Origin of the sequence: Parapedomonas caeni, assembly GCF_041060555.1 — a bacterium.
Lineage (GTDB): Bacteria > Pseudomonadota > Alphaproteobacteria > Sphingomonadales > Sphingomonadaceae > CAUJIW01.
This window is the reverse complement of the sequence record NZ_JBEUDS010000023.1, coordinates 1-26,123: the sequence shown is the minus strand read 5'-3', so window position 1 is coordinate 26,123 and position 26,123 is coordinate 1. Positions and strand designations below refer to the sequence as shown.

The 26,123-nt window shown below is 65.9% G+C and carries 22 protein-coding genes; 14 read left to right on the top strand and 8 right to left on the bottom strand.

Features of this window, described 5'->3' with window-relative positions:
* Positions 1 to 66 precede the first annotated feature (66 nt).
* Together nadB and ABU113_RS13755 are read right to left on the bottom strand one after the other, a co-directional pair.
* Positions 67 to 1,671 (bottom strand): L-aspartate oxidase, encoded by a 1,605-nt coding sequence (nadB, locus tag ABU113_RS13760; RefSeq protein ID WP_454560071.1) that lies wholly within the window; start codon positions 1,669 to 1,671, stop codon positions 67 to 69.
* Positions 1,658 to 2,635 (bottom strand): ABC transporter ATP-binding protein, encoded by a 978-nt coding sequence (locus tag ABU113_RS13755; protein WP_454560070.1) that lies wholly within the window; start codon positions 2,633 to 2,635, stop codon positions 1,658 to 1,660. The genes nadB and ABU113_RS13755 overlap by 14 nt, the downstream gene beginning before the upstream one ends.
* A 143-nt stretch (positions 2,636 to 2,778) precedes the next feature.
* On the opposite strand from ABU113_RS13755, the gene ABU113_RS13750 reads away from it, so the two are divergent.
* The 7 genes from ABU113_RS13750 to ABU113_RS13720 all read left to right on the top strand — a co-directional run bounded on the left by ABU113_RS13750 (position 2,779) and on the right by ABU113_RS13720 (position 8,106).
* Positions 2,779 to 3,180, top strand: coding sequence for a VOC family protein (locus tag ABU113_RS13750; protein WP_454560069.1), 402 nt, complete (start codon positions 2,779 to 2,781; stop codon positions 3,178 to 3,180).
* 35 nt (positions 3,181 to 3,215) lie between these two features.
* Complete coding sequence (locus ABU113_RS13745; protein ID WP_454560068.1) at positions 3,216 to 3,428, top strand: zinc-finger domain-containing protein; 213 nt, start codon at positions 3,216 to 3,218, stop codon at positions 3,426 to 3,428.
* A 1-nt stretch (position 3,429) separates the two neighbouring features.
* On the top strand, positions 3,430 to 4,866 hold the full coding sequence (gene tldD / locus ABU113_RS13740) for a metalloprotease TldD (protein ID WP_454560067.1): 1,437 nt from the start codon (positions 3,430 to 3,432) through the stop codon (positions 4,864 to 4,866).
* An 89-nt stretch (positions 4,867 to 4,955) separates the two neighbouring features.
* Positions 4,956 to 5,390, top strand: a complete 435-nt coding sequence (locus ABU113_RS13735) for a GNAT family N-acetyltransferase (protein ID WP_454560066.1) — start codon at positions 4,956 to 4,958, stop codon at positions 5,388 to 5,390.
* Between the two features lie 7 nt (positions 5,391 to 5,397).
* Positions 5,398 to 6,249 (top strand): patatin-like phospholipase family protein, encoded by an 852-nt coding sequence (locus ABU113_RS13730; RefSeq protein ID WP_454560065.1) that lies wholly within the window; start codon positions 5,398 to 5,400, stop codon positions 6,247 to 6,249.
* A 181-nt stretch (positions 6,250 to 6,430) separates the two neighbouring features.
* Positions 6,431 to 6,769, top strand: a complete 339-nt coding sequence (locus tag ABU113_RS13725) for a P-II family nitrogen regulator (protein WP_454560064.1) — start codon at positions 6,431 to 6,433, stop codon at positions 6,767 to 6,769.
* 14 nt (positions 6,770 to 6,783) lie between these two features.
* Positions 6,784 to 8,106, top strand: coding sequence for an ammonium transporter (locus tag ABU113_RS13720; RefSeq protein ID WP_454560063.1), 1,323 nt, complete (start codon positions 6,784 to 6,786; stop codon positions 8,104 to 8,106).
* Between the two features lie 95 nt (positions 8,107 to 8,201).
* On the opposite strand, the gene ABU113_RS13715 is transcribed toward ABU113_RS13720, so the two are convergent.
* Positions 8,202 to 13,001: an NAD-glutamate dehydrogenase gene (locus tag ABU113_RS13715; protein ID WP_454560062.1), complete on the bottom strand. Its 4,800-nt coding sequence runs from the start codon at positions 12,999 to 13,001 to the stop codon at positions 8,202 to 8,204.
* An 88-nt stretch (positions 13,002 to 13,089) separates the two neighbouring features.
* Entirely contained in the window at positions 13,090 to 14,640 is a 1,551-nt protein-coding gene (locus tag ABU113_RS13710) for a hypothetical protein (RefSeq protein WP_454560061.1), read from the bottom strand.
* A 335-nt stretch (positions 14,641 to 14,975) separates the two neighbouring features.
* Between ABU113_RS13710 and ABU113_RS13705 the strand changes: the two genes are divergently transcribed.
* Both ABU113_RS13705 and ABU113_RS13700 read left to right on the top strand, forming a co-directional pair.
* On the top strand, positions 14,976 to 15,416 hold the full coding sequence (locus ABU113_RS13705) for a MarR family winged helix-turn-helix transcriptional regulator (protein ID WP_454560060.1): 441 nt from the start codon (positions 14,976 to 14,978) through the stop codon (positions 15,414 to 15,416).
* 91 nt (positions 15,417 to 15,507) lie between these two features.
* Positions 15,508 to 15,876 carry a response regulator gene (locus tag ABU113_RS13700; RefSeq protein WP_454560059.1) on the top strand — a complete coding sequence of 123 codons (369 nt, stop codon included), beginning with the start codon at positions 15,508 to 15,510 and terminating at the stop codon, positions 15,874 to 15,876.
* A 33-nt stretch (positions 15,877 to 15,909) separates the two neighbouring features.
* Here ABU113_RS13700 and ABU113_RS13695 read toward each other — a convergent pair whose 3' ends face one another.
* From ABU113_RS13695 to ABU113_RS13685, 3 genes are read right to left on the bottom strand one after another with little or no spacing between them, the layout of a single operon-like run.
* The gene (locus ABU113_RS13695) at positions 15,910 to 17,400 is read right to left on the bottom strand and encodes a Do family serine endopeptidase (protein ID WP_454560058.1); all 1,491 of its coding nucleotides are present in this window, start codon (positions 17,398 to 17,400) and stop codon (positions 15,910 to 15,912) included.
* Positions 17,401 to 17,417: 17 nt separating this feature from the next.
* A complete protein-coding gene (gene gmk, locus ABU113_RS13690) occupies positions 17,418 to 18,059 on the bottom strand; it encodes a guanylate kinase (protein WP_454560057.1) in 642 nt (213 codons plus the stop codon).
* Between the two features lie 3 nt (positions 18,060 to 18,062).
* Positions 18,063 to 18,974 carry a YicC/YloC family endoribonuclease gene (locus ABU113_RS13685; RefSeq protein ID WP_454560056.1) on the bottom strand — a complete coding sequence of 304 codons (912 nt, stop codon included), beginning with the start codon at positions 18,972 to 18,974 and terminating at the stop codon, positions 18,063 to 18,065.
* A 279-nt stretch (positions 18,975 to 19,253) separates the two neighbouring features.
* Here ABU113_RS13685 and ABU113_RS13680 point away from each other — a divergent pair, with 279 nt between their 5' ends.
* The 5 genes from ABU113_RS13680 (at position 19,254) to ABU113_RS13660 (ending at position 23,410) form a co-directional block, all read left to right on the top strand.
* Positions 19,254 to 20,648 carry a hypothetical protein gene (locus ABU113_RS13680; RefSeq protein ID WP_454560055.1) on the top strand — a complete coding sequence of 465 codons (1,395 nt, stop codon included), beginning with the start codon at positions 19,254 to 19,256 and terminating at the stop codon, positions 20,646 to 20,648.
* Positions 20,649 to 20,856: 208 nt separating this feature from the next.
* Positions 20,857 to 22,152 (top strand): tyrosine-type recombinase/integrase, encoded by a 1,296-nt coding sequence (locus tag ABU113_RS13675; RefSeq protein ID WP_287902865.1) that lies wholly within the window; start codon positions 20,857 to 20,859, stop codon positions 22,150 to 22,152.
* 537 nt (positions 22,153 to 22,689) lie between these two features.
* Positions 22,690 to 22,905, top strand: coding sequence for a hypothetical protein (locus tag ABU113_RS13670; RefSeq protein ID WP_287902862.1), 216 nt, complete (start codon positions 22,690 to 22,692; stop codon positions 22,903 to 22,905).
* The gene (locus ABU113_RS13665) at positions 22,902 to 23,087 is read left to right on the top strand and encodes a hypothetical protein (protein WP_015458418.1); all 186 of its coding nucleotides are present in this window, start codon (positions 22,902 to 22,904) and stop codon (positions 23,085 to 23,087) included. Before ABU113_RS13670 ends, ABU113_RS13665 begins: the two co-directional genes overlap by 4 nt.
* The gene (locus ABU113_RS13660) at positions 23,084 to 23,410 is read left to right on the top strand and encodes a hypothetical protein (protein ID WP_287902857.1); all 327 of its coding nucleotides are present in this window, start codon (positions 23,084 to 23,086) and stop codon (positions 23,408 to 23,410) included. The genes ABU113_RS13665 and ABU113_RS13660 overlap by 4 nt, the downstream gene beginning before the upstream one ends.
* Positions 23,411 to 23,422: 12 nt before the next feature.
* On the opposite strand, the gene ABU113_RS13655 is transcribed toward ABU113_RS13660, so the two are convergent.
* The gene (locus tag ABU113_RS13655) at positions 23,423 to 26,095 is read right to left on the bottom strand and encodes a TrlF family AAA-like ATPase (RefSeq protein WP_454560054.1); all 2,673 of its coding nucleotides are present in this window, start codon (positions 26,093 to 26,095) and stop codon (positions 23,423 to 23,425) included.
* Between the last annotated feature and the right edge of the window lie 28 nt (positions 26,096 to 26,123).

Genomic DNA, 26,123 nt, shown 5'->3' with positions numbered 1-26,123 from the left:
GCCGGCGTTGCGGGCCCTCCGTGGGCGAGAACAGCGGCCGGACGCCGCGTCAGGATCCAGCCCGGTTCAGCCGCGTGCCCAGGGTTCCAGGATGGTGTCGCGCGGGGTATCCGTCTGGCGCGGATAGTCGAGGATATAGTGCAGGCCCCGGCTCTCCCGCCGGGCGAGTGCCGAGCGGACGATGAGGTCGGCCACGGTTACCAGGTTGCGCAGTTCCAGCAGGTCGCGGTTGACGCGGAAGTGGCCGTAATACTCCTGGATTTCCTTGCGCAGCAGCTTGACGCGGTGCTTGGCGCGCTCCAGCCGCTTGGTGGTGCGCACGATGCCCACATAATCCCACATGAACTGACGCAGCTCCGCCCAGTTGTGGGCCACCACCACTTCCTCGTCGGAGTCGGTGACGCGGCTTTCGTCCCATGGCGCGGGCGTCGGCACCGGCGCGCCGTCGTCGCTGGCGCGAATGTCGGCGGCGGCGGCATGGCCGAACACCAGGCATTCGAGGATCGAGTTGGACGCCATGCGGTTGGCGCCGTGCAGCCCGGTGTGGGCGGCCTCGCCAATAGCGTAGAGGCCGGCGAGATCGGTTCGGCCGGCGAGATCGGTGAGCACACCGCCGCAGGTGTAATGGGCGGCCGGCACCACCGGGATCGCTTCCCGCGTGATGTCGATGCCCAGTTCCAGCAGGCGGGCGTGGATGGTCGGGAAGTGGCCGGTGACGAAGTCGGCCGGCTTGTGGCTGATGTCCAGCAGCACATGCGGCAGGCCCAGCCGCTTCATTTCATGGTCGATGGCGCGGGCGACGACATCGCGCGGCGCCAGCTCGGCGGCCGGGTCGAACGATGGCATGAAGCGGGTGCCGTCGGGCAGCTTGAGCAGGCCGCCCTCGCCGCGCATCGCCTCGGTGACGAGAAAGTTCCGCACCTGCGGATGATAGAGGCAGGTGGGGTGGAACTGGTTGAACTCCATGTTGCCGACCCGGCAGCCGGCACGCCAGGCCATGGCGATGCCGTCGCCGGTGGAGCCGTCCGGGTTGGTGGAATAGAGGTAGACGCGGCTGGCGCCGCCGGTCGCCAGCACGGTCGCTCGCGCCGCGAAGCGCTCCACCCGCCGGCGCTTGCGGTCGTAGATGTAGGCGCCATAGCACCGCCGCGGGCCGCCGGTGCCGACATGGCGTTCGGTGATCAGATCGACCGCCACCTTGTTGGAGAACAGGGTGATGTTGGGCTCCGCCGCCGCCCGCTGTTCCAGGGTACGCTGCACCGCGCCGCCGGTGGCGTCATCGACATGAACGATCCGGCGATGGCTGTGGCCGCCCTCGCGGGTGAGGTGGAAGGGGTGGGCCGCGTCCTCGCCGACATTGAAGGGCACGCCCAGCTTGACCAGCTTCTCCACCGCCGCCGGCGCCCGTTCGACGACGAACTCCACCGCGGCACGGTTGTTGAGACCGGCGCCGGCCCGGATGGTGTCATCGATATGGGCCTCGAAGGTGTCGCCCTCTTCCAGCACCGCGGCGATGCCGCCTTGCGCCCAGGCGGTGGAGCCGGCCGAGACGTCGCCCTTTGACAGTACCGCGACCTTGTAGCGGTCGGCCAGATCCAGGGCCAGGGTCAACCCGGCCGCGCCCGAGCCGAGCACGAGCACATCGAACTGGTGCAGGTCATTGGTTGCCATGCGGACTCTCCGGTGCGGCAGCGAGGGCGCCTGGCGCCTGATGCTGGGTCAGGCGCAGGAACACGTCTTCGAGGTCGGCCTCCTCGGTGGTCACTTCCTCGATGCCGATGCCCGCCTCGGCAAGAGCGCCCAGCACCCGCCCGGCACTCATCCTACGGGTATCGTAGGTGACGGCCAGATGCCAGGGGTCGCGCAGGCGGGCGTCGAAGCCGGCGAGGCAGGCCGGCGGGCTGCTGATCTCGCGATCCAGCCGCACCACCACCACCTTGTCGTGGGCCTGCGCCATCAGGCTGGCCTTGGTTTCGTTGGCGACCACCTGGCCATGGTTGATGATGGCGATGCGGTCGCACAGCTCCTGGGCTTCTTCCAGATAATGGGTGGTGAGCACGACCGTGGTGCCGGCGGCGTGCAGCTGGCGCACATAAGCCCACAGCTGCTGGCGCAGCTCGATGTCGACACCGGCGGTCGGCTCGTCGAGTACCAGGATCGGCGGGTTGTGGATCAGTGCCTTGGCGATCAGCAGCCGTCGCTTCATGCCGCCCGACAGCGTGCGGGAATAGACGTGCGCCTTGTCGGCGAGTTTCATCGCTTCCAGGATCTCCATGGTCCGCCGCCGCGACCTGGGCACGCCATAGAGGCCCGCTTGCAGTTCCAGCACCTCGTAGGGGGTGAAGAACGCGTCGAACATCAGTTCCTGCGGCACGATGCCGATGGAGGCCTTGGCGTTGCGCGGGTCGCGGTCGATATCGAAGCCCCAGATTTCCACCCCGCCGGCGGTCTTGTTCACCAGGCCGGCCATGATGTTGATCATGGTCGACTTGCCGGCGCCGTTGGGGCCAAGCAGGCCGAACATCGAGCCTTGCGGGATGTCCAGCGAAACACCCCGGAGGGCCTGCTTGCCGCCGGCATAGGTTTTGACCAGGTCGCGGATGCGGATGGCGGGCGTCGGGGCGGGACTTGTCATGGCCCGGACACATAGCGCGCGCCGGCGCGCTTGTCGAAGGGGGTGTCGGCATCGGTATGGAAACACAGCGTCCTGACGCCGGCATTTTGCCGGGCGCCCGGTGCGCCTATGCTGGCGGCGAGGCCGGACAGGGAGGGCGGACGATGCTGCGGGTGCGAGAGATCGATCATGTGGTGCTGCGGGTGACCGACGTGGACGCGATGCTGCACTTCTACACCCGGGTGCTGGGCTGTCCGGTGGAGAGGCGTCAGGAGGCGATCGGGCTGATCCAGCTGCGCGCCGGCCGCTCGCTGATCGATCTGCTGGTGGTGGCCGACGCGCCGGCGACGCCAGGCAACGTCGATCACATCTGCCTGCGCGTCGATCCCTTCGACGCCGAGGCGATCCGCGACCACCTCGCCCGCCATGGCATCGAGGCCGGCACGGTCGCCAGCCGCTATGGCGCCGAGGGCGACGGTCCGTCGCTCTACATCAGCGATCCGCAGGGAAACATCGTCGAGTTGAAGGGGCCGCCCTTCAATCCGTCGGCCGGCGGTGCTATCTGAGGCGCATCCGTATGACCAATCAGGATTGACACACCATGAGCACCGCCGCGCCGGAAACCCTTTACGTCCAGACCCAGCAGGTCGCCTGCGACGGCGACGGCGGCGCCCTGGGCCACCCGCGCGTGTTCCTGAAGATGGACGAGCGTGGCTATGTCGAATGCGGCTACTGCGATCGCCGCTACGTGCTGGCCGGCGGCCCGGCCGATCCCCGGCCGGCCGGCAGCGCCGACGCCTCCAGGGCCGCCTGAGATGACCGGCACGCCCGCCGCCGTCGCCCGCGACCTGTTCTATAACCGCACCGGCATGGATGAAGGCCGTGTCGAGGCGGTGGTCGCCGAGGCGTTGGGCGGGCTGGAGGACGGCGAGCTTTACCTGCAATACGCGCTCTCGGAGAGCTTCGGCTTCGACGACGGCCGGCTGAAGTCGGCGACCTTCGACACCGCCCAGGGCTTCGGTCTGCGCGGCGTCACCGGCGAGACCGCGGCGTTTGCCCACGCCAACGAATTGTCGGAGGCCGCCATCCGGCGCGCCGGGGCGACCATCGCCGCCATCCGCGCCGGCCACGGCGGCCAGTGGGCCGAGCCGCCGGCCAAGACCGACCGCGCGCTCTACCCCGCCGACAGCCCGTTCGAGGGCTTCTCGTTCGAGGCCAAGACCCGGCTGCTGGCGGACATCGACGCCTATGCCCGGGCCAGGGATTCGCGGGTGGCCCAGGTGTCGGCCTCGCTGATCGGCTCCTGGTCGGTGGTCGAGATCGTCCGCCCCGATGGCTACCGCGCGCGCGACATCCGCCCGCTGGTGCGGCTCAACGTCCAGATCATGACCCAGGACGGCGACCGCCGCGAGACCGGCTCGGAAGGGCTGGGCGGCCGCCACGACTATGCCCGCCTGTTCGACCCCGCCGTCTGGCGGCAGGCCACCGACGAGGCGCTGCGCCAGGCGCTGACCAACCTGGAGGCGGTGCCGGCGCCGGCGGGCGAGATGACCGTGGTGCTGGGGCCGGGCTGGCCCGGCGTGCTGCTGCACGAGGCGGTGGGCCATGGCCTGGAGGGCGACTTCAACCGCAAGGGCACCTCGGCCTTCTCCGGGCGCATCGGCGAGCGGGTGGCGGCCCCCGGTGTCACCGTGGTCGACGACGGCACCATCCTCGGCCGGCGCGGCTCGCTGTCGATCGACGACGAGGGCACGCCGACCGAGCGCACCGTGCTGATCGAGGACGGCATCCTCAAGGGCTACATGCAGGACCGCATGAATGCCCGGCTGACCGGCGTTGCCCCCACCGGCAACGGCCGGCGCGAGTCCTTCGCGCACGCGCCGATGCCGCGGATGACCAACACCTTCATGCTGGCCGGCGCGGAAGACCCGCGCGAGATTTTGCGCGGCGTCAAGTCGGGCATCTACGCCAGGACCTTCGGCGGCGGCCAGGTGGACATCACCTCGGGCAAGTTCGTGTTCTCCTGCACCGAGGCCTACGAGATCAACGACGGCACGCTTGGCCGGCCGCTGAAGGGCGCGACGCTGATCGGCAACGGCCCCGACGTGCTGACCCGGGTCAAGGCGATCGGCAACGATCTCGAACTCGATCCCGGCATCGGTACCTGCGGCAAGGGCGGTCAATCGGTGCCGGCTGGCGTCGGCCAGCCGACCCTGCTGATCGAGGGCCTGACCGTCGGCGGCACCGGCTGAGTGCAGGCGGGCCGATCGAGGCCCTTGCGTCATCGTGCCACTGCGCTACCCTTCCCGCGATGAGCCGGAAACCCGGCCGGGAGGTACGCATGGGTCTGAAAGTCATACCGGTCGGCCAGGCCGAATATGACGCGCTCGCCGGCGTGTTGGCGGACAACGATCTGCTGGCCGGCGATCTGGGCGGCGACAATCAGCGGTTTTTCGCCTTCGAGGATGACAGCGGCTGGCGGGTTGGCGTCGGCGGCCTGGAGCTCTACGGCGATGCCGCCATCCTGCGTTCCTTCCTCACCATGAGTTGTCACCGCGGCCAGGGGCTGGGCGGCAAGATGCTGGAGGAGCTGGTGGCGCGCGCGCGCGAGGCGGGCGTGAAGACGCTCTACCTGTTCACCGAGGATGCCGCCGGCTTCTTCACCAAATACGGCTTCATGCCCGCCGAGCGCGACCGGGCGCCGGCGGCGGTGCGCCAGTCGGCGCAGTTCGCCACCCATTGCGCGTCGGCCGACTTTCTGATGCGCCACCTGTAGCGAGGCCATGGCCATGCCGTCATCGCCGTTGGACGTCGCGGCATCGGGGGTGGCGCTGGCACTGGGGGGCGGGGCGGCCCTGGGCTGGGCGCATATCGGCGTGGTGCGCACGCTGATGGAACGCGGCGTGCGGATCGAGGCGGTCGCCGGCACCTCCATCGGCGCGCTGGTGGCGGTGTGCGTCGCCGCCGGCAAGCTCGACGTGCTGGAGGAGTTGGCCCGGTCGGCCAACGCGATGACGATGCTGCGCTACCTTGATCTCGGCTTTCGCGGCGGCGTGCTGGGCGGGCGCGCCATCGAGCGCGAACTGAAGCGCCATTTCGCGCACACGCATCTGGAGGATCTGGCGCTGCCGTGCGCCACGGTCGCCGCCGATCTGCTCGGTGGTACCGAGGTTGTGCTGTCCACCGGCCCGGTGGTGGAGGCGGTGCGGGCCTCGATCGCCATTCCCGGCATCTTCCGTCCCGTGCGCCGCGACGGCCAGCTGCTGGCCGATGGCGGCCTGGTCAATCCGGTGCCGGTGTCCGCAGTGCGGCGACTGAGCCGGGCGCCGGTGGTGGCGGTCAATCTGCAGGGGGATTATCTGCGTCGCGCCGCCGCCATCGGGCTTGCGGGTGCCGGCCACCGGGCCTCGGCGCTGCGGGTGACCCGGGCATCGCTGGGGCTGCTGCTGACCGCGCTGTCGACGCACGTGCTGACGGCGCACCCGGCGGAGGTGGTGGTCACGCCGCCGGTCGGCCATGTCGATGTCGGCGATTTCACCAAGGCCGAGGCGTTGATCCTCGCCGGCAGGACCGCGGCCGAGGCGGCGCTGCCTGAAATTGCGGCGACGCTGCGGTTGCACGCTTCAAATGCCTAACATTTAGGCAATCTGCAATATCAGTTTAAAATTTGGGCATGGGCGCCGGCCGCGTCTTTGCTGCACTGCCGCAAATCATGCCGAGTCCCCGCGATTCCCGCGGCTGACTCAGTTTGGCACGGACTCTGCAACGCAGGTTTGGTCCAACAACAGGGTTCAGGGACAAAAAAGGGAGACGGGCATGAAACTGATCATGGCGATCATCAAGCCCTTCAAGCTGGAGGAGGTGCGCGACGCGCTCACCACCATCGGCGTGCAAGGCTTGACCGTCAGCGAAGTCAAAGGTTTTGGCCGGCAGAAGGGCCAGACCGAGATTTATCGCGGTGCGGAGTACACGACCAACATGGTCCCGAAAATCAAACTCGAAGTCGTCGTTGCCTCGGATCTCGCCACCCGCGTGGTCGAGACCATTCAGCAGGCGGCGAGCACCGGCAGCATCGGCGATGGCAAGATCTTCGTCCTTGATGTCGGTCAGGCCGTGCGGATCCGCACGGGCGAACAAAACGACTTGGCTCTGTAACGGGGGCGCTACAAATGACAAAACTCACCAAGTTCCTGCCTGCCCTGTCGGCGGGCCTCGTCACGGCCCTGGCCGCTGGCGTCGCGTTCGCCGAGGAGGCGGCGCCGGTGCCCGACAAGGGCGATACCACCTGGATGATGGTCTCCACCATCATCGTGTTCCTGATGACCCTGCCGGGTCTGGCGCTCTTCTACGGCGGCCTCGTCCGCACCAAGAACATGCTGTCGGTCCTGATGCAGGTGTTCGCCATCGTCTGCACGGTGATGATCCTGTGGGTGTTCTACGGCTACAGCCTCGCCTTCACCGACGGCAACGCCATCATTGGCGACTTCTCCAAGGCCTTCCTGAAGGGCGTCACGCCTGACTCCACCGCCGCCACCTTCTCCGATGGCGTGGTCATCCCGGAGTATGTGTTCATCTGCTTCCAGATGACGTTCGCCTGCATCACGCCGGCGCTCATCGTCGGCTCCTTCGCCGAGCGCATGAAGTTCTCGGCGGTGCTGCTGTTCACCGTGCTGTGGGTGACCTTCTGCTACTTCCCGCTCGCACACATGGTGTGGGCCGGCACCGGCTACCTGTTCAACATGGGCGCGCTGGACTTCGCGGGCGGCACCGTGGTGCACATCAACGCCGGTATCGCCGGCCTGGTGGGCGCGCTGATGCTCGGCAAGCGTACCGGCTACGGCAAGGAGCCGATGCCGCCGCACTCGCTGACCATGGCGATGATCGGTGCCTCGCTGCTGTGGGTCGGCTGGTTCGGCTTCAACGCCGGTTCCAACCTGGAAGCCAATGGCGGCACCACGCTGGCGATGATCAACACCTTCGTCGCCACCGGCGCGGCCGGCCTGGGCTGGATGTTCGCGGAGTGGCTGACCAAGGGCAAGCCGTCGCTGCTCGGCATCATCACCGGCGCCGTCGGCGGCCTGGTGGCGGTCACCCCGGCGGCTGGTCTCATCGGTCCGATGGGCGCCATCGTCCTGGGTGCGGTTGCCTCGGTGATCTGCTTCATCGCCTCGACCTCGGTCAAGAACGCGCTGGGCTATGACGACTCGCTGGACGTGTTCGGCGTCCACTGCGTCGGCGGCATTGTCGGCTCGATCGCCACCGGCGTCCTCGTCAGCCCGGCGCTGGGCGGCGTTGGCCTCGACGGCTACAGCATGGGCAGCCAGGTGGTCACCCAGACCATCGCGGTCGTGATCGCCCTGGCCTGGTCGGGCATCGGTTCGGCGATCATCTACTTCATCGTCGACAAGATCGTCGGCCTGCGCGTCGGCCAGGAAAAGGAGTTCGAGGGTCTCGACCTCTCCGAGCACGGCGAGCGCGCCTACCACTACTGATCCGGCGACGGATCAACCGAAAGGAAGGGCCGGGAGCATCGCTCCCGGCCTTTTCCTTTTGCGCGGGGAATGGTGGCGGCCCCCCGGTGCTACGGTCAGTGTGCCAGCAGTTGCCGGACCTGCGCCGCCAGGTGCGTCAGCTTGGCGGTGGTCATCGGTGGCGCCGTGCGCACACTGGCCACCAGCGCGTTGACGCGTGCCACCCGCGATTCCTGTTCGGCAAGCCATGCCTCGACCAAGGCCAGCGCCGGCGTGGCCGGCGCGCCCTGCGCCAGCCGGCGGATCAGGTCGACGCGGATGCGCTCGTAGTCGTGGCTGGTGCCGGCGATCAGCAGGCGCTCCCACGGGTCCACGGGCTCCAGACTGTCAGCGGCGGCGCCGGCCCAGTCCAGTCCTAGCCGTTCGCCGAGCCGGGTATAGGCCTGGGCGACATCGACCTCGTCGCGGCCGATGTCGCCGGCCAGCAGCGACACGCCGACCACGCCGTTGAGCGCGTTCAGCCGCAGCAGCGCCTCCGCGGCCTTGTCGGGGGCGCCATGCTCGGCGAGTTCGGCGCGGTACTGGTCGATGAAGGCGCGCGGCTCGGGGCGCAACAGGTCGAACACCCGCCCCGACAGCCGGTCCACCGCCGGCCTGAGGCGGGTGATGATGGCGCCGGGCATGAAACCGTCACCGCCAAAGCGCAGGATGTCCTCCATCTGCCGCCGCAACGCCTGGGCGGCATCGGCGTGCAGCCGGGTCTGGGCGGCGGCCGGGATGTGGTAGTCGTAGGAATCGATCATCCGCCACAGGCCGCGCACGTCGAACACCTCGCGGGCGACCACGAACGCCGCGGCGACCTGATCAAGACCACAGCCGGTTTCCTCTGCGAGCTCGAAGGCGACGGTGATGCCGCCCCGATTGACCACGGCGTTGGCGAGCTTGGTGGCGATGAGTTCGCGCCGCAGCCGGTGCTGACCGATCTCCCGCCCGTGGCGTTCGCGCAGTATGGCCGGGAATGCCGCTTCAAGATCAGGCACCAGCACGGCGTCGTCGACCACCGGCGAGGCCAGCAGGGCGTCGTAGAGCGCCATCTTGGCATAGGCCAGCAGCACCGCCAGCTCCGGACGCACCAGCCCCTCGCCGGCCTGGACCCGCTTGGCGATCTCGTCATCGGTGGGCAGGCCCTCGATCCGGCGGTTGAGGCGGCCACCGGCCTCCAGGGTCTGCATCAGCCGGGCATAGGCCGGCGCTGCCGCCGCGCCCCCGGTCTCCGCCACCGAGATCGCCTGGGTCTGCAGATAATTGTCGCGCAGCACGATGGCGCCCACATCGTCGGTCATCGCCGCCAGCAGGGAGTCGCGCTCGGCGGGTGCCAGCGTGCCGGCCGTCACCATCGGATTGAGCAGGATCTTGATGTTGACCTCGTTGTCCGAGCAGTCGACGCCGGCCGAGTTGTCGATGAAGTCGGTGTTGATGCGCCCGCCCGCGCGGGCAAACGCGATGCGGGCAGCCTGGGTGAAGCCCAGGTTGGCGCCTTCGCCCACCACCTTCACCCGCAACTCTTCGGCATCGACGCGCACCGGATCGTTGGCCTTGTCGCCGGCCGCGGTGTGCGGCTCGTGCGCGGCCTTCACATAGGTGCCGATGCCGCCCAGCCACAACAGGTCGGCATTCATGCGCAGGATCGCCTGGATCAGCTCGACGGGCGTCATCGCCGTCGCCGAGGTCTCCAGCATGGCGCGTACTTCCACCGACAGAGGGATCGACTTGGCGCTGCGCGCGAACACGCCGCCGCCGGCCGAGATCAGCGCGGCGTCATAGTCGGCCCACGACGAGCGCGGCAGGTCGAACAGCCGCTGGCGTTCGGCGAAGCCGCGCGCGGCATCGGGCGCGGGGTCGAGGAAGATGTGGCGATGGTCGAACGCCGCCACCAGCTTCACCGCCTGGCTGCGCAACAGCCCGTTGCCGAACACGTCGCCCGACATGTCGCCGACGCCGATCACCCGCACCGGATCAGTGGCGACATTGATGCCCATTTCCCGGAAGTGCCGTTCGACGGAAATCCACGCGCCCTTGGCGGTGATGCCCATTTTCTTGTGGTCATAGCCCTGGCTGCCGCCGGAAGCGAAGGCATCCCCCAGCCAGTGGCCGCGCTCGATGGAAATGGCGTTGGCGATGTCGGAGAAGGTCGCCGTGCCCTTGTCGGCGGCGACCACCAGATAGGGGTCGTCGTCATCGTGGCGCACCACGTTGGCCGGTGGCACCACGGTGTCGCCCGCCAGGTTGTCGGTGATCGAGAGCAACGAGCGGATATAGATCTGGTAGGCGGCGACGCCTTCGGCCAGCCAGGCCTCGCGATCGGCCGGGCTGGGCAGCTGCTTGGGATAGAAACCGCCCTTGGCGCCCACCGGCACGATGACGGCGTTCTTCACCTGCTGTGCCTTCATCAGGCTGAGCACTTCGGTGCGGAAGTCGTCGCGGCGATCCGACCAGCGCAGGCCGCCACGCGCCACCTTGCCACCCCGCAGGTGGATGCCTTCCACCCGCGGCGAATAGACGAAGATCTCGCGAAACGGCACCGGCAGCGGCAGGCCCGGCACCTGGCCGGAATCGAGCTTGAAGGCGAGCGCCGGCCGGTCCGGCTGGTAGGCGTTGGTGCGCACCGTCGCCTCGATCACCGAGCGGTAGAGCCGCAGGATGCGATCGTCGTCGAGCGCCACCACCTGGGCCAGTCCGTCGTCGAGGCGGTGGGCGGCAGCCGTCGCTCGTCTGGCGTCCGCCTGGGCGGGGTCGAAGCGGGCACTGAACAGATCGATGAGATCCTGCGTCACCTGCGGGTAGCGGACCAGTGCGGCCTGGACGGTATCCTGGCCAAACGGCAACCCGATCTGGCGCATGTAGCGGAAATAGGCCCGCAACAGCCCCGCCTGCTCGACGCTGAGCCCGGTCTTGATGACCAGCGCGTTGAAGCCGTCATCCTCCTGTTCGCCCAGCAGCACCGCGCGCAGTGCCGGCTCCACGGCTGGCTTCAGCCAGTCGACGTCGATACTGGCGCCGGCCGGGTCTTCAAGCAGGAAATCGTGAATCCAGCCCAGTCGGCCGTCGGCGAGGTCGAAAGGATATTCTTCCACCACCTTGAGGCCGAGATGCTCCAGCACCGGCACGCACTCTGACAGCGGAATCACCTGTCCCAGCCGGTAGATTTTCAGGCGCAGCCGGTGGTGCGGGTCGTCCTCGCGGCGATAGAGCTGCACGGCCCGGTCCTGCTCGTTGGCGAGGCCCGCAAGGTGGACGATGTCGCGCGCCGCGTCCGCCGGCGAGAACTGGGCGCGATAGGAGGCGGAGAGCACCTTGCCATGACTCAGGCGCAGCCGGACCGCGCGCTGGACTCCCACTTCCGCCTCAAGCGCTGCCTCCAGTTGCTCGTCCCAGCCCTGCACCAGCGCCCGCAGGTGATGGTTGAGCTCATCCTCGCCGACGGCCGGAACGTCACCGGGGATGGTTCCCAGAATATAGTGGACGCGGGCGATGCCGTCGTCACCGAGCTTCACCGAGAACAAGGACAGGCGGGCGTTGAGGGTGCGCGACAGCATGCGGCCGATGGTCTCGCGGATGTCGCTGCGGTAGCTGTCGCGCGGGATGTAGACCAGCACCGAGATGAAACGCTCGAACGGATCACGCCGCACGAACAGGCGGGGCCGTGGCCGGTCGAGCAGCGACAGCAGGCCGAGCGCCACGCTGGCCAGCTGGCCGGTGTCGATCTGGATCAGCTCGTCACGGGGGAAATTTTCCAGCACATGCACCAGGGCCTTGCCGGCGTGGCCGCGCGCATCGAAACCGCAGGTCTCGATCACCTGCGAGACCTTGCGCCGGAGTATGGGAATCTGCCGCGGGCTGGCGGCATAGGCGGCGGAGGTGAACAGGCCGATGAAACGGTGTTCGCCGATCACCCGCCCCTGGGCATCGAACGCCTTCACGCCGAGATAATCCATGTGCACCCGCCGGTGGACCGGCGACACCGCGTTGGCCTTGGTGATGATCAAGGGTTCGGCGGTCATCAGGAAGCGGCGCAACTGCGGCGACAACGCCGCGTATCCCTCCGGCCCGCGCCATACCGGGTAGTCCGGATCACGCAGCAGGCCAAGACCATCCTCGCTGGCGGGAACCAGGCCGGGATCGGCAAGATCGCCATCGAAGCGGTAGAAGCGGTGACCAAGCAGGGTGAAGTTGTCGTCGGCCAGCCAGTCGAGGAAGGCCATGGCCTCGCTGGCCTCATGGGGCGGCACCGGAGGCGGATTGTCCTGCAAGGCGCGGATGGCGCTCTTCAGGGCGCCAAGCATGGCCTGCCAGTCCTGCACCGCGATGCGGACGTCGGCGAGCACGGCGGCCAGGCTCTGGCGCAAATCCTGGCGGTCGCGCGCACCGACCCGCTCGATTTCCAGATAGATGACGGACTCGCGGCTGATGCCGGCCGCCGGGGGTGTCGCCGTGCGCCCGCCGACGGTTTCCAGCCGGGTACCATCATCGGTGCGACGGACATCGAGCACCGGATGGATCATGCGATCGACGGCCAGGCCGCGCGCCGCCAGTTCGGCGCCCACGGAGTCGACGAGGAACGGCATGTCGTCGTTGACGATGCACAGCGCCATGCGTCGGCGGCCGGGCGCGTCCGGGGCGGGCTTGAGTGTTTCCAGCCGCAGCACCGGCTGGCCGGCCGGGCGATGCGCCGCGGTCTGCCAGGCGAAATCGGCAATCGCCGCCATGGTGGCGGCGTCAAGCCCCGATGTCTCGTCGGGCAGCGCGTTGCTGTAGAAGGCCTCGGTGAACGTCCGCAGGTCGGCGTCGGCATGGCCTTGCGTGAGATGGCGTACGACGTCAGTCACCCGATCACGGGCAAGCCCCAGTATTGACATGATCCAGTCCCCAGTTTCCGGCCGCGGCCCGAGGCCGCGAGGCGTCGCCAATACATGTAATTTTATTTCTCGATAATGAAATTATCGTTTAATCGGCTGGTCGCATCCGTGTGACGGTCCGGCGCACCGCGGCCTCGATCTGGGAGTCCGTCGCCTCGACCGGCGCCAGGATGTCGACGCCGCCATTGTCCGGCGCGCGCCGTGCCAGCAGCAGCACGAACTCGCCCGGCGGTGTGTCCGCCAGGGCCAGGCGCGCCACCGCCGGCATGACGCGGGCGGCCGCCATCGCGGACTCGCGGGCATCGGCCTGGGTGTTGCCGCGCGCGGCCATGCGGGCCTCGCGTTCGGCCCGCACCATGCCCTTGAGACCTCCCTCGACGCGCTCGATGTAGGCGCGGAATCCATGTGCCGGCAGATTCTCGCGTGCGGCGTGGCTCAGCGCGGCGGCAAACTCGGTCAGCCGCGTCTTGTCATAGTCGGGACCGAACACCAGCTTGACGATCGGCGTGAAGGGCGCGCGTGCCTGCGCCTTCAGGCCAGTCTCGGCCAGCAGGGTCGCATAGGCTTCCGCCGAGGCGCTGGCGGCGAGATGGAAATCATAAGCCTGCGACAGCGCGGCATAGAGCGCGGCACGAGAGCGGTTGTCGGCGCCGATAACCTGCGCCGCCTCGGCGCGGGCAGTTGCCAGCAACGACTGCAGCAGGCCGCGCGGGTCGGTGGTGGTGTCGGGGGCGACGGCGCGATGGTCGTCCAGCATGTCGCCGGCCTCGCCAAGGTCGAGCGGGGGGTCGTCGGTCGCGATGTCGTCGCCGTCGCGTTCGCCCGTCAGCTCGACGGCCGACTCGGCGTCGGCGGGCGCGATATCCTCGGGCAGGAAATCGTCGGCCTCGACCGGCGACGGGGCGACATCGGCGACCGGGGCCGGTTCCAGCGTCTCGGTGAGATCAAGCGGCTCGATGTCCGTGCCGGTCAGTTCCAGCACGGTTTCAGATACCGTGGCCTCGATACGGGTCAACTCCAGCACGGTGTCGTCGTCATCGACGGCGGCCGGCGCCGGAGCTGCGATCGCCGGTGCCGGCAGGGCCAGGGCGAGATCATCGGCCAGGGCCGCGTGAGTCGCGTCGTCGGCGGCAAGCTTCCAGTTGATCACCCCGTAGATGAAGTTGATGGTCTCGCCATCGTCGGACAGCGGCAGCAGGATGCCGCGATACAGCGTAAGCTGGCCCGCCGCCGACAGGAATTCCGCCTCGAAGCCAATCGGCGCCCGGTTGGCGAGAATCTCCAGATAATGATCGGTCAGGCGGGAGATCAGCGAGCGGCCGGGGACATCCTCCGGCCGGGCCTCCGCCAGGCTGATGCCGCATTCCTCGCGCAGGTCACGGCCGATGTAACGCAGCATCGGGCGTTCAGGATCGCGGGAGAAATCAAGCAGCAGGCTCTTGTCGCGGAATTCCTCGATTCGTCCCGGTTCAAGGTCGAGCACCGAGGGGAAGGTGCGGCCGCGCAGGATCGACGTCCAGTAATTATAGGCGCGCACGTTCATGCGCCGCTCGTCCGCCTGGGGCAGTACGGGCGGCGGCTCGAACAGCGGGTCGTCCAGTTCCAGGACTCCCAGCGCGGATTGTGGCGAGTCAGCCATGACGATCCCTCAGCGCCTCGGCACGAAACCTAGCGGTCCAGCCCTTGCGGGATAGTTAACGGCGTATCCCGACGCAAGATCAAGGCATTAATTGACTAACGTGACTGGCGTTGGCGATCGCGCGGCGATAAGAGCGCAAACGACTTGATTGTACGGCCGTTCGGCAATTGCTATTAGCATGATGTTGGGGCCGCTGATAACACTTCGGGTCGCGCCGGACGTGCAGAAAACGGCACCTTCGGTATCGCGCGGGGGAAAAGGGGAGTTGCGCGGTGAGGGCAAGTGTTTCGCTGGCGGAGGTTGGCGCCGGCGTCTTGATTGAGCGTCGTGGGCATATGGCTTTGGCCATTCTGCTGGAGCAGGCCGTCAGGCTGATTTATCCGGAACGCTCGCCCCAGGCCATGCATCCGGGGCAGTGGGCGGCGTTGCGCTATCTGGCCCGCACCAACCGGGAAGCGGCCACTGTCGCGGGCCTCGCCCGTTATCTCGGCGTGACGCTGGCGCCGGCCTCGCGCGCCGCCGCCGCGCTGGTGCGCAAAGGCTATGTGCGTGGCGAGCCGGACGAGCGGGATCGCCGGGTGGTGCGCCTCACGCTGACCGCGGACGGGCTGGCTCTGCTGGATGGCGATCCGATCGGCCGCCTCGCCGATGCCGTCAGCCAGCTGCCGGATGACCGGCAGCGTGAACTGGCGGCGATACTCGAACATCTGTTTGCCCGGCTCAGCCCGGGCAGTGATGAAGGCCACGATGGTTCGTCGTTCACGCTGGACGACTGACATTCATCAGGCGAACGTGCCGCACATGACCCATTGACGACTCTGGTCGGCGTATCATCTTGTTGTATAAGCAGATCGATTGGGGGGGGTCATGGCGCGCATCTTGTTGGCGGAAGATATCGAACCGGCACGAGCGGCCATGACGCTGGTGCTGGAAAGCGCCGGCCATGACGTGGTTTGCTGCGCGGACGGCGAACAGGCCATCCAGCTGAGCACGGCCGAACATTTCGATCTGGCGGTGGTGGACATCTGGATGCCACGCCGCAGCGGCCTGGATGTGCTCAAGGCGTTGCGCAGCCGCGACGACAAGATTCCCGTCATTCTGGCGTCGGGTGGCGGGCCGGGCGCCAGCCTGGAGCAGGCGACCGCGCTGGCCGACCTCTACGGCGCGGCGGCGGTGCTCTACAAGCCGGTCGAGGACGAGGAGCTGCTGGCGGCGGTGCGTAACGCGCTGGCCTGAGCAAGCCCCCGCCCTTTCCGGCGTCTTCGGTCCCTATTGCCGGCAGGAGATGTAGGCCGGCGGCCGGATCGCGCATTCGGCCAGGCGCCCGTCGCGGACGATGCGGTAGCTCATGGCACCGGCAACACCATTGAGTGCGGCGCGCAGATCGCTCACCGACGTCACCCGTTTGCCGTTGATGCCATCCAGCAAATCACCCGGTCGCAGCAGCCCGAGCCGTGCGGCTGGTGACGAGGGCTGCAACTCCACCACCACCACGCCCTTGTCCGGCAGGCCGCCGCCCAGTTCCTGGGCATAGGCCGGTGACAGGTTGCCCACACGCACGCCGGCAAAGGCGTGCTGGCCATCAAGCCAGGTCAGGCCGCGCGGCGGATTCTCCGGTGGCGCGACGAGCGCGATCGGCAGGTTGAACGACTTGCCGTCGCGGATCACCGTCAACGCCGCTCGGGTGCCCACCGCCTTGGTGGCGATACGGAACTGCAGCGTCTCGGTGTCGTCGACCGGCTGGCCGTCGATCGCGGCGATGACGTCGCCCGGTTTCACGCCGGCGGTGGCGGCCGGCGAGCCGGCGTTGAGCCGGTTGACCAGCACGCCGCGCGGCCGGTCGAGGTTCAGCGTCGCCGCCAGGTCGGCGTCGATCGCCTGGCCTTCGAGGCCGAGCCAGGGCCGCACCACCTTGCCGGTGGTGGCCGCCGGCAGGATCGCCCGCACCAGGTTGACCGGCACCGCGAATCCCACCCCCACCGAGCCGCCGGTGGGCGAGGCGATGAAGGTGTTGATGCCGATCAGCTCGCCGCTCATGCCAACCAGCGCGCCACCGGAGTTGCCGGGGTTAATCGCCGCGTCGGTCTGGATGTAATACTGGTAGTCGGTGGGGCCGCCGCCGGAGCGCACGGCGGAGACGATGCCCTGGGTGACGGTCTGGCCGACGCCGAACGGGTTGCCGATCGCCAGCGCGATGTCGCCCACCTGCAGCCGGTCGGAGTCGCCCAGCCGGATCACCGGCAACGCCGCGCCCCGGGGCTCGATGCGGACCAGCGCCAGGTCCGAGCGGGGGTCCTGGAACACCACCTTGCCCTCGAACTCGCGCCGGTCGGCCAGCACCACCTGGATTTCGTCGGCGTCACCGACCACGTGGCGGTTGCTGACGATCAGGCCGTCGGCGCGCACGATGACGCCGGAGCCCAGCGCGCTCTGCACCCGCTCGCGGCCGGCGCCGGCACCGGCGCGGTCGCCGAAGAAGAAGCGGAAGAACGGGTCGCTCATCATCGGCGACTGGCGGACGATCTTGCGGGTGTAGATGTTGACCACCGCCGGTGCCGCCTTCTGCACCACCGGGGCGTAGGACAGCTGCACCTGGGCCTGACTGGCGGGGGCGACCCGCGCCGGCGGCGGGGTCTCGGCGATGGCGGTGGCGCCGCCCTCGGTCAGCTGGTCGGTCGAGGAAACGCCCCACGCCAGCGCCATGCCGGCGGCCAGGCCGGTGCCCAGCCAGAAAATCGTCCGCATGCGATCGAACCTCATGATGTTCTCCGTCCGCCCTATTTAGGAGCGAGCAGATCTTTCACAAAGCCTGCCAACCCCACCTGGCGGTGTCGCTTCAACCGTTCAGCGGCCAGAATGCTCCGCACCTGCGACAAGCAGCGCTCGACGTCGTCGTTGACCAGCACATAATCGTATTCCGCCCAGTGACTGATCTCGGCCGCCGCCTTGTCCATGCGCCCGGCGATGATGCTGTCGCTGTCCTGCGCGCGGCCGCGCAGGCGGCGTTCCAGCTCGGCCATCGACGGCGGCAGGATGAACACCCGCACCAGATCGTCGCTCTGCTGCGCCAGCTGCTGGGTACCCTGCCAGTCGATGTCGAACAGCACGTCGCGGCCGGCCGCCAGCGCCGCGTTCACCGCTGTGCGCGGGGTGCCGTAGCGGTTGCCGAACACCTGCGCCCATTCCAGGAAGGCGTTGTCGGCCACCATCTGGTCGAAGCGGGCGTTGTCGACGAAGAAATAGTCGCGGCCGTCCACCTCGTTGGGGCGCGGCGCGCGGGTGGTGGCGGAGACCGACATGGTGATGTCGGGATCATCGGCCAGCAGCGCGCGCGACACGGTGGTCTTGCCCGCGCCCGACGGCGAGGACAGCACGAACATCAGGCCACGGCGGGCGCCGGCGGGGACGACGGACGGCATCGGCTACTCCAGGTTCTGAATCTGCTCGCGCAGCTGGTCGATCAGGGCTTTCAGGGTCAGGCCGGCGCGGTTGAGCGGCACGGTGGCGGCCTTGTTGCACAAGGTGGTGGCCTCGCGGTTGAGTTCCTGGGCGAGGAAGTCGAACTTGCGGCCGATGGCGCCGCCGCCGGCCAGCAGGCCACGGGCCTGCTCGACATGGGCCGCCAGCCGGTCGAGTTCCTCGCGCACATCGGCCTTGACCGCGATCAGCGCCACTTCCTGGGCGATGCGGTCGGCGTCCACCCGCTTGTCGCCGTTGAGCAGCGTCTCCAGCTGGGCCTCCAGCCGCGTGGCGATCGCCGCAGGTTGTGCCGCCCCGGCGGCCTCGGCCTCGTCACGCGCCGTGGCGATCTCGTCCACCAGCCGGGCGAGCAGGGCGGTTAGCCGGGCGCCTTCCTCGGCCCGGTGGGCCTTCAGCGCCGCGATCGCCTGCGCCAGCCCGGCCAGCACCGCCGCGTGCAGCGCCTCGCGCGCCGCCTCGTCCATCGCCGTCTCACCCTCGATGACGCCGCGCAGTGTCATCAGCTCGGCCGGCGAGGGTCGCGGCAGATCGAGCCTGGCCGCCAGCCGCACCGCCACCTCGGCGTAGCGTTCCAGCAGCACCTCGTCGACGGTGGCGGTGGCGCCGCCGCTGGCGGGCTCCAGCGTCAGCCCGACATTCACCGAGCCGCGCGCCAGCGCCGCCGAGAGCTGGCCGCGTGTCGGCGCGTCCAGCGCGTCGAAGCCGGCCGGCAGCCGCAGCCGGATGTCGAGGCCCTTGCCGTTGACCGACTTCAGCTCCCACGTCCAGCGCCAGCCGGCGGCCTCCCCGGCCAGCCGGGCAAAGCCGGTCATGCTGTGCAGGGTCGGGGTCGGGCTGGTCGGGGTGCGGGTCACGGACGGCGTCTCCTGTCGGGGTTTCCCGATAGGCCGGGGCGCACCGCGAGGCAAGCGCAGGTGTGGCAGGCCGGATGCCCTCACCGGGCGACCGGCGCCCCTCCCCGCAGGTTGACGAAGCAGCCGCTGTCGGCGGCGGGCGCGGCCCGTGCGACACACTCCCCCCGGCATGGATAAACGGTGGGGGGTTGGAGGGGCCGGATCGCTCCTGAAGACATGACGCGGGCAGCGCCCGGAAATCACTTGCCAAATCGGGTGTGACCATCCATGCGCAGAAATATGCCCAAGGTTGTAAACAAGTCTGTCAAACAAAACCGCCGACACGGCCTTGCCTTGGCCCTGGCGGCGCTGCTGGCCGCCATCGCTCCTGATGCGCTTGCCGCGGCGCAGTCGGCGGGGGCCTATACCATACCCGGCGCCGAACAACTGGCGCTCAGCAATATGGCCAAGGGTGAAACCCGGCTCATCAGCGTAGGCCACGCCGGGACTAGCTTCCCCGGTGTGTATTGCATTTTTTATCCCCGGAAATATTGGAAGCTTGACGACGTTCTGAAGCCATCGATGGTGCCGCAGCCACGGCCGAAATATTATCATGATTACCGGAAGGCCGAGGAGGCCTTTGTCGTCCGCTACAACGTTGCCGTGGTGAGCCACCCGGAATTTGCACACACGGACGTCTGTGCCGCCAGTGCGGATGGCGCGGCAGTGCAGCCTTTGACCTTGTCTGCCACGCCGAGGCGGGATGACGGCTCGGTAGTCAGTGCCATTCGCTTCGGCCGGGTCGACTGGCTGATGGAGCGGCTTGCTGCGGAACCCCGTTCGGCCAGGCTAATCGACAGTGAATTTGGTCACCCGCCGATCGAATGGGCTATCGCCAAAGGGCGTACAGACATCATTCAGGCCTTGTTTGACAACGGCGTCGATATTTCCCTTCAGTCTGATGCGGAAACGGTACTGCAGTCCGCTATGCGTTGGAAGAACCGGCCGTTAGCCGAACAGGCGGTTGCGCACTTCAGTGAATGGAAGCGGTATTGGACCCTGGATTTTGCCCTGTGGGAAATGCCTGAATTCCTGGGGCAGGAATTCGTCCGGAAACTCTATGATCGCCATATGGCCGGCGGTGCTGAGGCTCTGGACGGGCTTCCTCTGCTACGACGGCCCCAGGAGGGCATTCTGCCGCCGCGTCAGCAAGCGGAATACCAGCGTTTCTATCGTTACATGCTCGCCCATCCCGGCTGGAAGTCCCTATGTCAGGACGCTGCGGGTCGGCGAATTTGCGACGCCGCATTCAATAGAGTCAGCATACAAGCGCCGCCATCGGACATAACGTTCTTCACCACGCGCAGTTATGTCCCGTCGGCCGCGCTGGTGTCGATGGCTATTGCGGAAGCCGCGCGCCGACGGGATGTCGCTCGGCTTAAGGCGCTGGCGGCGCTGCCGTTCGACCGGGATGTCCTGCTTCGTGAATCCTTGTCGAACCGGCCTGTGCAGTACATCACCGTGCAGTCGCAGCCATGGGGGGAACCCGAACCCATCGCGCCGGCCGAGCAAGCCAAACGCGATCGGAAAGCCAAGGAGTTCAACGAGTGGAAGGCGGCAAGGCTGGCGGCGACGCGCAAGGTTCTCAAGGAGTTGGGCGTGCCCCATGAGCTGCTGCCCAACGAGGGCGAGTAGGGGCGGGCCGGCTCTAGCGCTCAGGCTGAATCTTGTCCAAGGAAGGCATCAGGCGGCGCGGCTGGAGCGGGTGAAGGGATTATAACAAGCCACTACAAATAAACAACATTTTTTGCTACAATGACCCACACAGAACCTACACAGGTACGGCAGATCAATCACTTACGCCGCCAATCTGCACAGTTTCTGCACAGTGGGAAGCGGAGAAATGAGTTTCATCCTCGATAAAGAGCAGATCAAGCCCGGCCTTATCATCTTCCGACGCGGCGACGTCGGGCACGACCAGTATTACTGCCGGATCAGAATCCAGAACGAAGACCGCTACAAGACAATCTCGCTGCGGACGGCAGACCGACAGACCGCGCGCGACCGCGCGATGGACGAGGATGCCGATATCCGCTTTCGGGTGAAGCACGATGTTCCCGTATTCAACCGCCCCTTCTCGCAGGTGGCGGAGGAATATGCCGACGCCCAACAGCGCCGCGCCAACGCGGGCGAGGTCAGCCAAGCCCGCTGCAAAAATATCAGAAGCAAAATCGATGGGCCTCTCAAGGCTTATGTCGGCAGCACACAGATTCATCTGATTACGCAAGACCGCTGGTCAGAATATCCGCTATGGCGACGGGAAAACGGCCAAGGCCGTCGCAAGAGCGTCATCAGCGATTCCACGATCCGTATCGAGATGACCATTTTCGCAGCCATCATGAACTTTGCGATCAGCAAGCGATATGTGCCCGCGCATCATCGCTTCGAGGGCATGCCGAAGCTCAAATCGAACCGCCGCGACGAGTTCACGCTTGAGGAATACCGCAAGCTGCACACCAAAGGCCGCAAGTGGATGAAGGAGGCGACCACGCCGCAGGGCGTCTGGTATCGCCAAATCTGCTACAATTTCATTCTGATCATGTGCAACACGGGGATGCGCCCCCCGGAAGCGAAGAACCTGCGCTGGCGGGACATCACCACCGCAAAAGACAAAGACGGACAGGAAATCCTTGTCCTCTACGTTCAGGGCAAGGGCAAAACCCGCAAGCTGATTGCCCCGATCAGTGTCGCAAAATACCTCGACCGCATCCGTGAGCTTTCCAAGGCAACCAAGCCTGACGATCACGTCTTTACGATTATCAACGGCAAACCGGCAAAATGGCTCTATCGAGACACCGTCGAAGAGTTATTGAAATACACCGACCTTCGCGAGGGACCGAGCGGCATTCCTCGCACGACCTATTGCTTCCGCCATACCTACGCCACGCTCCGGCTCTCCGCCGGTGTCGATGTCTATATCCTCGCCCAGCAAATGGGCACCTCCGTCAAAATGATCGAGCAGCACTATGGGCATGTGAACACCATTAAACATGCCGACCGCGTGCTTATGGGCATCGGCGGATGGGATGCGATGCATGCTGAAATGAACGCCGAAATCGACGAGCTGGAAGCCAAGGCCAAAGAGGTGCAGTCCATCAAAGCCAAGCAGACGGACAAACCGAACCGCCCCAAACGCTAGCGCGCATCGTACCAGCCATCGAGTTCGATGGCCGATGCAACAGAGCTATGCGTTTCTGCCGGAGGTCACGACGCGCCGCTGGCGCTTCCCGGTCGTGGAGTCCGGCCAAGCGGGCACGGGAAAAAGGCGCGCCGAGCTTCAAGCGCCCCCGTGATCGCGCCTTTCCGCGAAGCCGTTGCCTCAGCCGCTGGCGAACCAGAGGCAATGGATTGCGGGGCCTGCCTTCATGCAGGCCACCCTTACCCCAAAGTCGCTATATCTCAGGATATGCTGCTGACCTTTGAACCGCCACCGACCCTTTGCAGGTGTGGGCTTTGTTCTCGGCTCCGTCCTGAATTCCCCTTGTTTTGTTTGCACTCCCATCGGGCGGCGTCATGCCCCCTGCCATGCGCGGGCGCTCATGGCGTCAACAGGAAGCCTCGGCTCCCCCGTCCGCAGGCGTCCGGTCCCCCCAATTTTCCTGTGTGACGCCGCGCCATCGCGCCTGGCTCTCCGTGGGCACGCCCGAAAGGGAAATGCAAACCAAGGAGAAAAGACATGACGAAAAAATCCGAAACCAAAGTGCCTGCGCTGATCGCGTGGCACGTCAGAGAAGCCAAAGGCGGCAAATCCTACTGGACGCGCATCGGGGCGGCTTGGCCGCACCAGAACGGCGACGGCCATACTCTGCAACTCGACCTCTATCCGCTGGACGATCGCATTGTTCTGCTCCCCCCGAAAGCCGACGAAGCGGCGGAAGGCGGTGCAGCATGACCCGCAGCCAGCGCCTCTCCAGTGGGCTTAACAGCATCTTTGACCACGTCAGCTTTATGCTCGACAACTACGATAGCATCACCGGCGACGCACGCCGCGACCTTCAAGAGGTGCTCTACATCGTCGGTGCGGCTCAGGACGAAGCCGCCCAACTTCCCATCGCAGAGGGAGGTGCAGCATGAGCCGCCTCTGCAAACGCTATACGGAGCATCACGAAACCGTCTGGAACGGCGTGACTATATCCATCAGCTACGAACCGCGCTGGCTCAGCCTTGCCGACGACTACGGCCTCGACACGGCCCACCTCGAAATCGAGGCCATTGCGCCAGAGCGCGCGCCGCTTCCCATCACGGAAACCGGCTACCGCTCACACTTCACGACGGCAAATGCCGTCGCCGCCATGGGCGGGCCGGTGGCGCTTGTACGCACATGGTTGGACGAAGAAGCCGCGAATCCTGCGTGGCGTCGGCAAGCCGACGCCGCCCGCCAGCTCACCCTCTTTTGAGGGTGAGCTGCTTCAGTTTAGGTTACGCAATCTGAGTCTCCGTGCGCGGTCCCTGAAGGCAGCTTCGCCGCCTTCCAGAATCTCGCAAACACTACGACGTATTTCCGGATTCTCCAGACTGCCTGAAACATAGGTGATTTCAGGCAGCGCTTCCGGACGATGCGGGCTGCACGACGCCACAATCACTTGATCGGCATCCGTGTTCACCACAAGGTTGGCATTGTGTGTGACGACAATGATTTGTCGCCGCTGTTTTGCTTCAAGGAAGCGCTCTACCAGCTCGTCGAAAATGGATTTTGGATCAAGATTCTCTTCCGGTTGATCAATGATAAGGGGACGGAGGTCCTCACGATCCACTGATAGATAGAGCAAAAGCAAGACAATCCCCCGCGTTCCGGGGGAAAGTTGTTCAATATCAACACCGTCATAGTTTATGCCGTATGCAATCCTGATATGCTTCGTATCATAAAGCCATTCAGAGACTTGCCCGACCCAAGCGCGATATGCATCCGCGTCTGCTCGATCAACCGGACTGTGATCCGTGAGTCCCGGCTGATTCTGTTCGAGAAAGGAACCCATAGCAGAGGCGACGGCATCACTGTCACCTTCTTCCCACGCCTTTTGTAGCATCTTGCGCGCAATAGCATGCAAAGAACCTTGGCCGCGAAATGGTCCGCCCTTTCGGAGATCGAGCAATCTTTCTCCGGCATCCGCCCATGCTTTCACATCCGCGATCCGGCGGACGGAAAAAGTCAGCCTCGACAGCGCACCGGTCTCGCTGCCGAGCCGCTCTTTCAGCGGTTCATAAAGGGCGGCAACCTCCATTTCTTCCGCGCGTATGGCGTCAAATATGAGCTTGTAGCATTCCCTCCGTCGAGCACGGATATCGGCGATCTTGACCCCGGACGCTTCCGCTTGTGTGATCTGCGCCTCGATCTTCTGAAGCCCTGCCTGTTCCCTCGAAATTGCTGAGGTCAGTTCCTGTAGCCGTCGCACCTTCGTCTGATCGACGCCTATTAGGTCCTGAAGGCGCTTCTGCTCTGCTTGCAGAGCGTGAATCGTCTGTTGATCGAGACCCTTGCCCGCAGCGAGGTACGAACCCGCGTTCACATCAGCCAATGGTACAGGCGCTACCCCCCTTAACGACTGAATCTCACTTTCGGCTGCGGCAAGGTGTTTAGACAGAATTGAGTCAACGTCGCCACTGAATACCGGTTCGAATGCCTGCCATTCCGCGCCCGAAAGCGCGGCGTCGGCATTTTTGTCTTGAAGGCTTGCAAGATACTTTTTCGCAGCGCTGTCGCGGAAATGGATAGCGGCATCTTGGAGCCGCGTGACGGCCTGTTTCTTCTGATTTAATTTGTCCGCTTTCGTGGACAATCCATCGAGCGCTTTTGTAACGCGATCAAGTTCGTTTGCCCGCTCTTCATTACCTTGGACAGAGATTAATTTCCTGTCTTTGTCAGCCCTCTCTATGGCGTCGAGGGCAGCCTGCTTTTTCTTTCTCAAAGTAGGTAGACTTGCCTCACGTTCCCGCTCCGCCGAAAGCGATGTGGATAGCTCGGCCAGTTCTTCTTCAAGCGTGGCGCGTTGCGTCCTGAACCGAGCGGCCCTGCTGTCCAACAATTCCCCGAAATCCGTTGCTCCGTAGCGATCATCCGTCGGATGGGCCTGAAAGATAACGCGCTCGATCTCGCCGAGAAGATCGTTCGTGAGACCGTCGGCCGCGCACAACTGCTCCACGAACTGTTGCGATAGATATTGCGCACGCGTCTCGTTCCAAAAATCGTTGTCCTCAAAATCCGAAAGATTGGCTTCGGTCGTGCTGTTATCGCCCCATGACAATTGGGATACGGATTCGGAAAGAAAATTGGCCGCTCGATGTAGGAAGGACCGCTTGTTTACGCGCGTGGACGAGGTAGCTGCCGCTCCCGCCGCGATCAAATCGGCGAGCGCAGTCTTTCCAGAGCCGCGTGCGCCGATAATGCAGACCAAACCCGGATTCAGAGAAACTGGGCCGCTGGCAATCCAAGTGGCGTTGGTAACGTCGACACGTCGGATTGTTTGCGATGGAACAGTTTCCTCCGGCGCTTGGTTTCCGACGAAAGCTCTGGTCGGCTCTATGCAGGCTTGCTTCAGTCCCTCGAAAGTCGGATCACCCTTGATCCAGCAATAGCGATCTTGGGCCGGGTTTCCCGCACGGTCTCCCGCGTGCGCGTCGCTCCCGTGAATGCAGGGTTTTCGGCCACCGTAAATTGCGTCCAGCTGCGCGCGCGACACGTTATCCGCTTCCCCCAACCAGAACGTGCGCTGTTTGGGATGCGAAGAGAAAATGACCTGGGCAGCCTTTTCGATTTCTGAACGCTGCGTCGCTTGGGAGGCATCATGCGCCAACCCTGACGTGCCGTCATTGCTTCCGGCGGCAACCGCAATCAGCGCATTATCCCTGATCCAAGCAGACCGTTTCCAAGCGTCGTTCAGTTCGTTGAAATCGACCTTGAACTGATTGCAGCCCATGGCAAGCGCTGTGCGGTCGTCCGGCACAGCCTCGCCTCTGGCGCGCGCATGCGCGCGACCAAGGCTCTTGTTAGCGTCCGCGCTCGTGGTGTAATTTCCGGTGTAGGCGATGGTGTATTCCGGGGTGGGGCATGCCCCACCCCGGAATGCGGCGTCGCTGGTGGCCACCGGGTTCATCGTTATGGTGGAGTTTGCA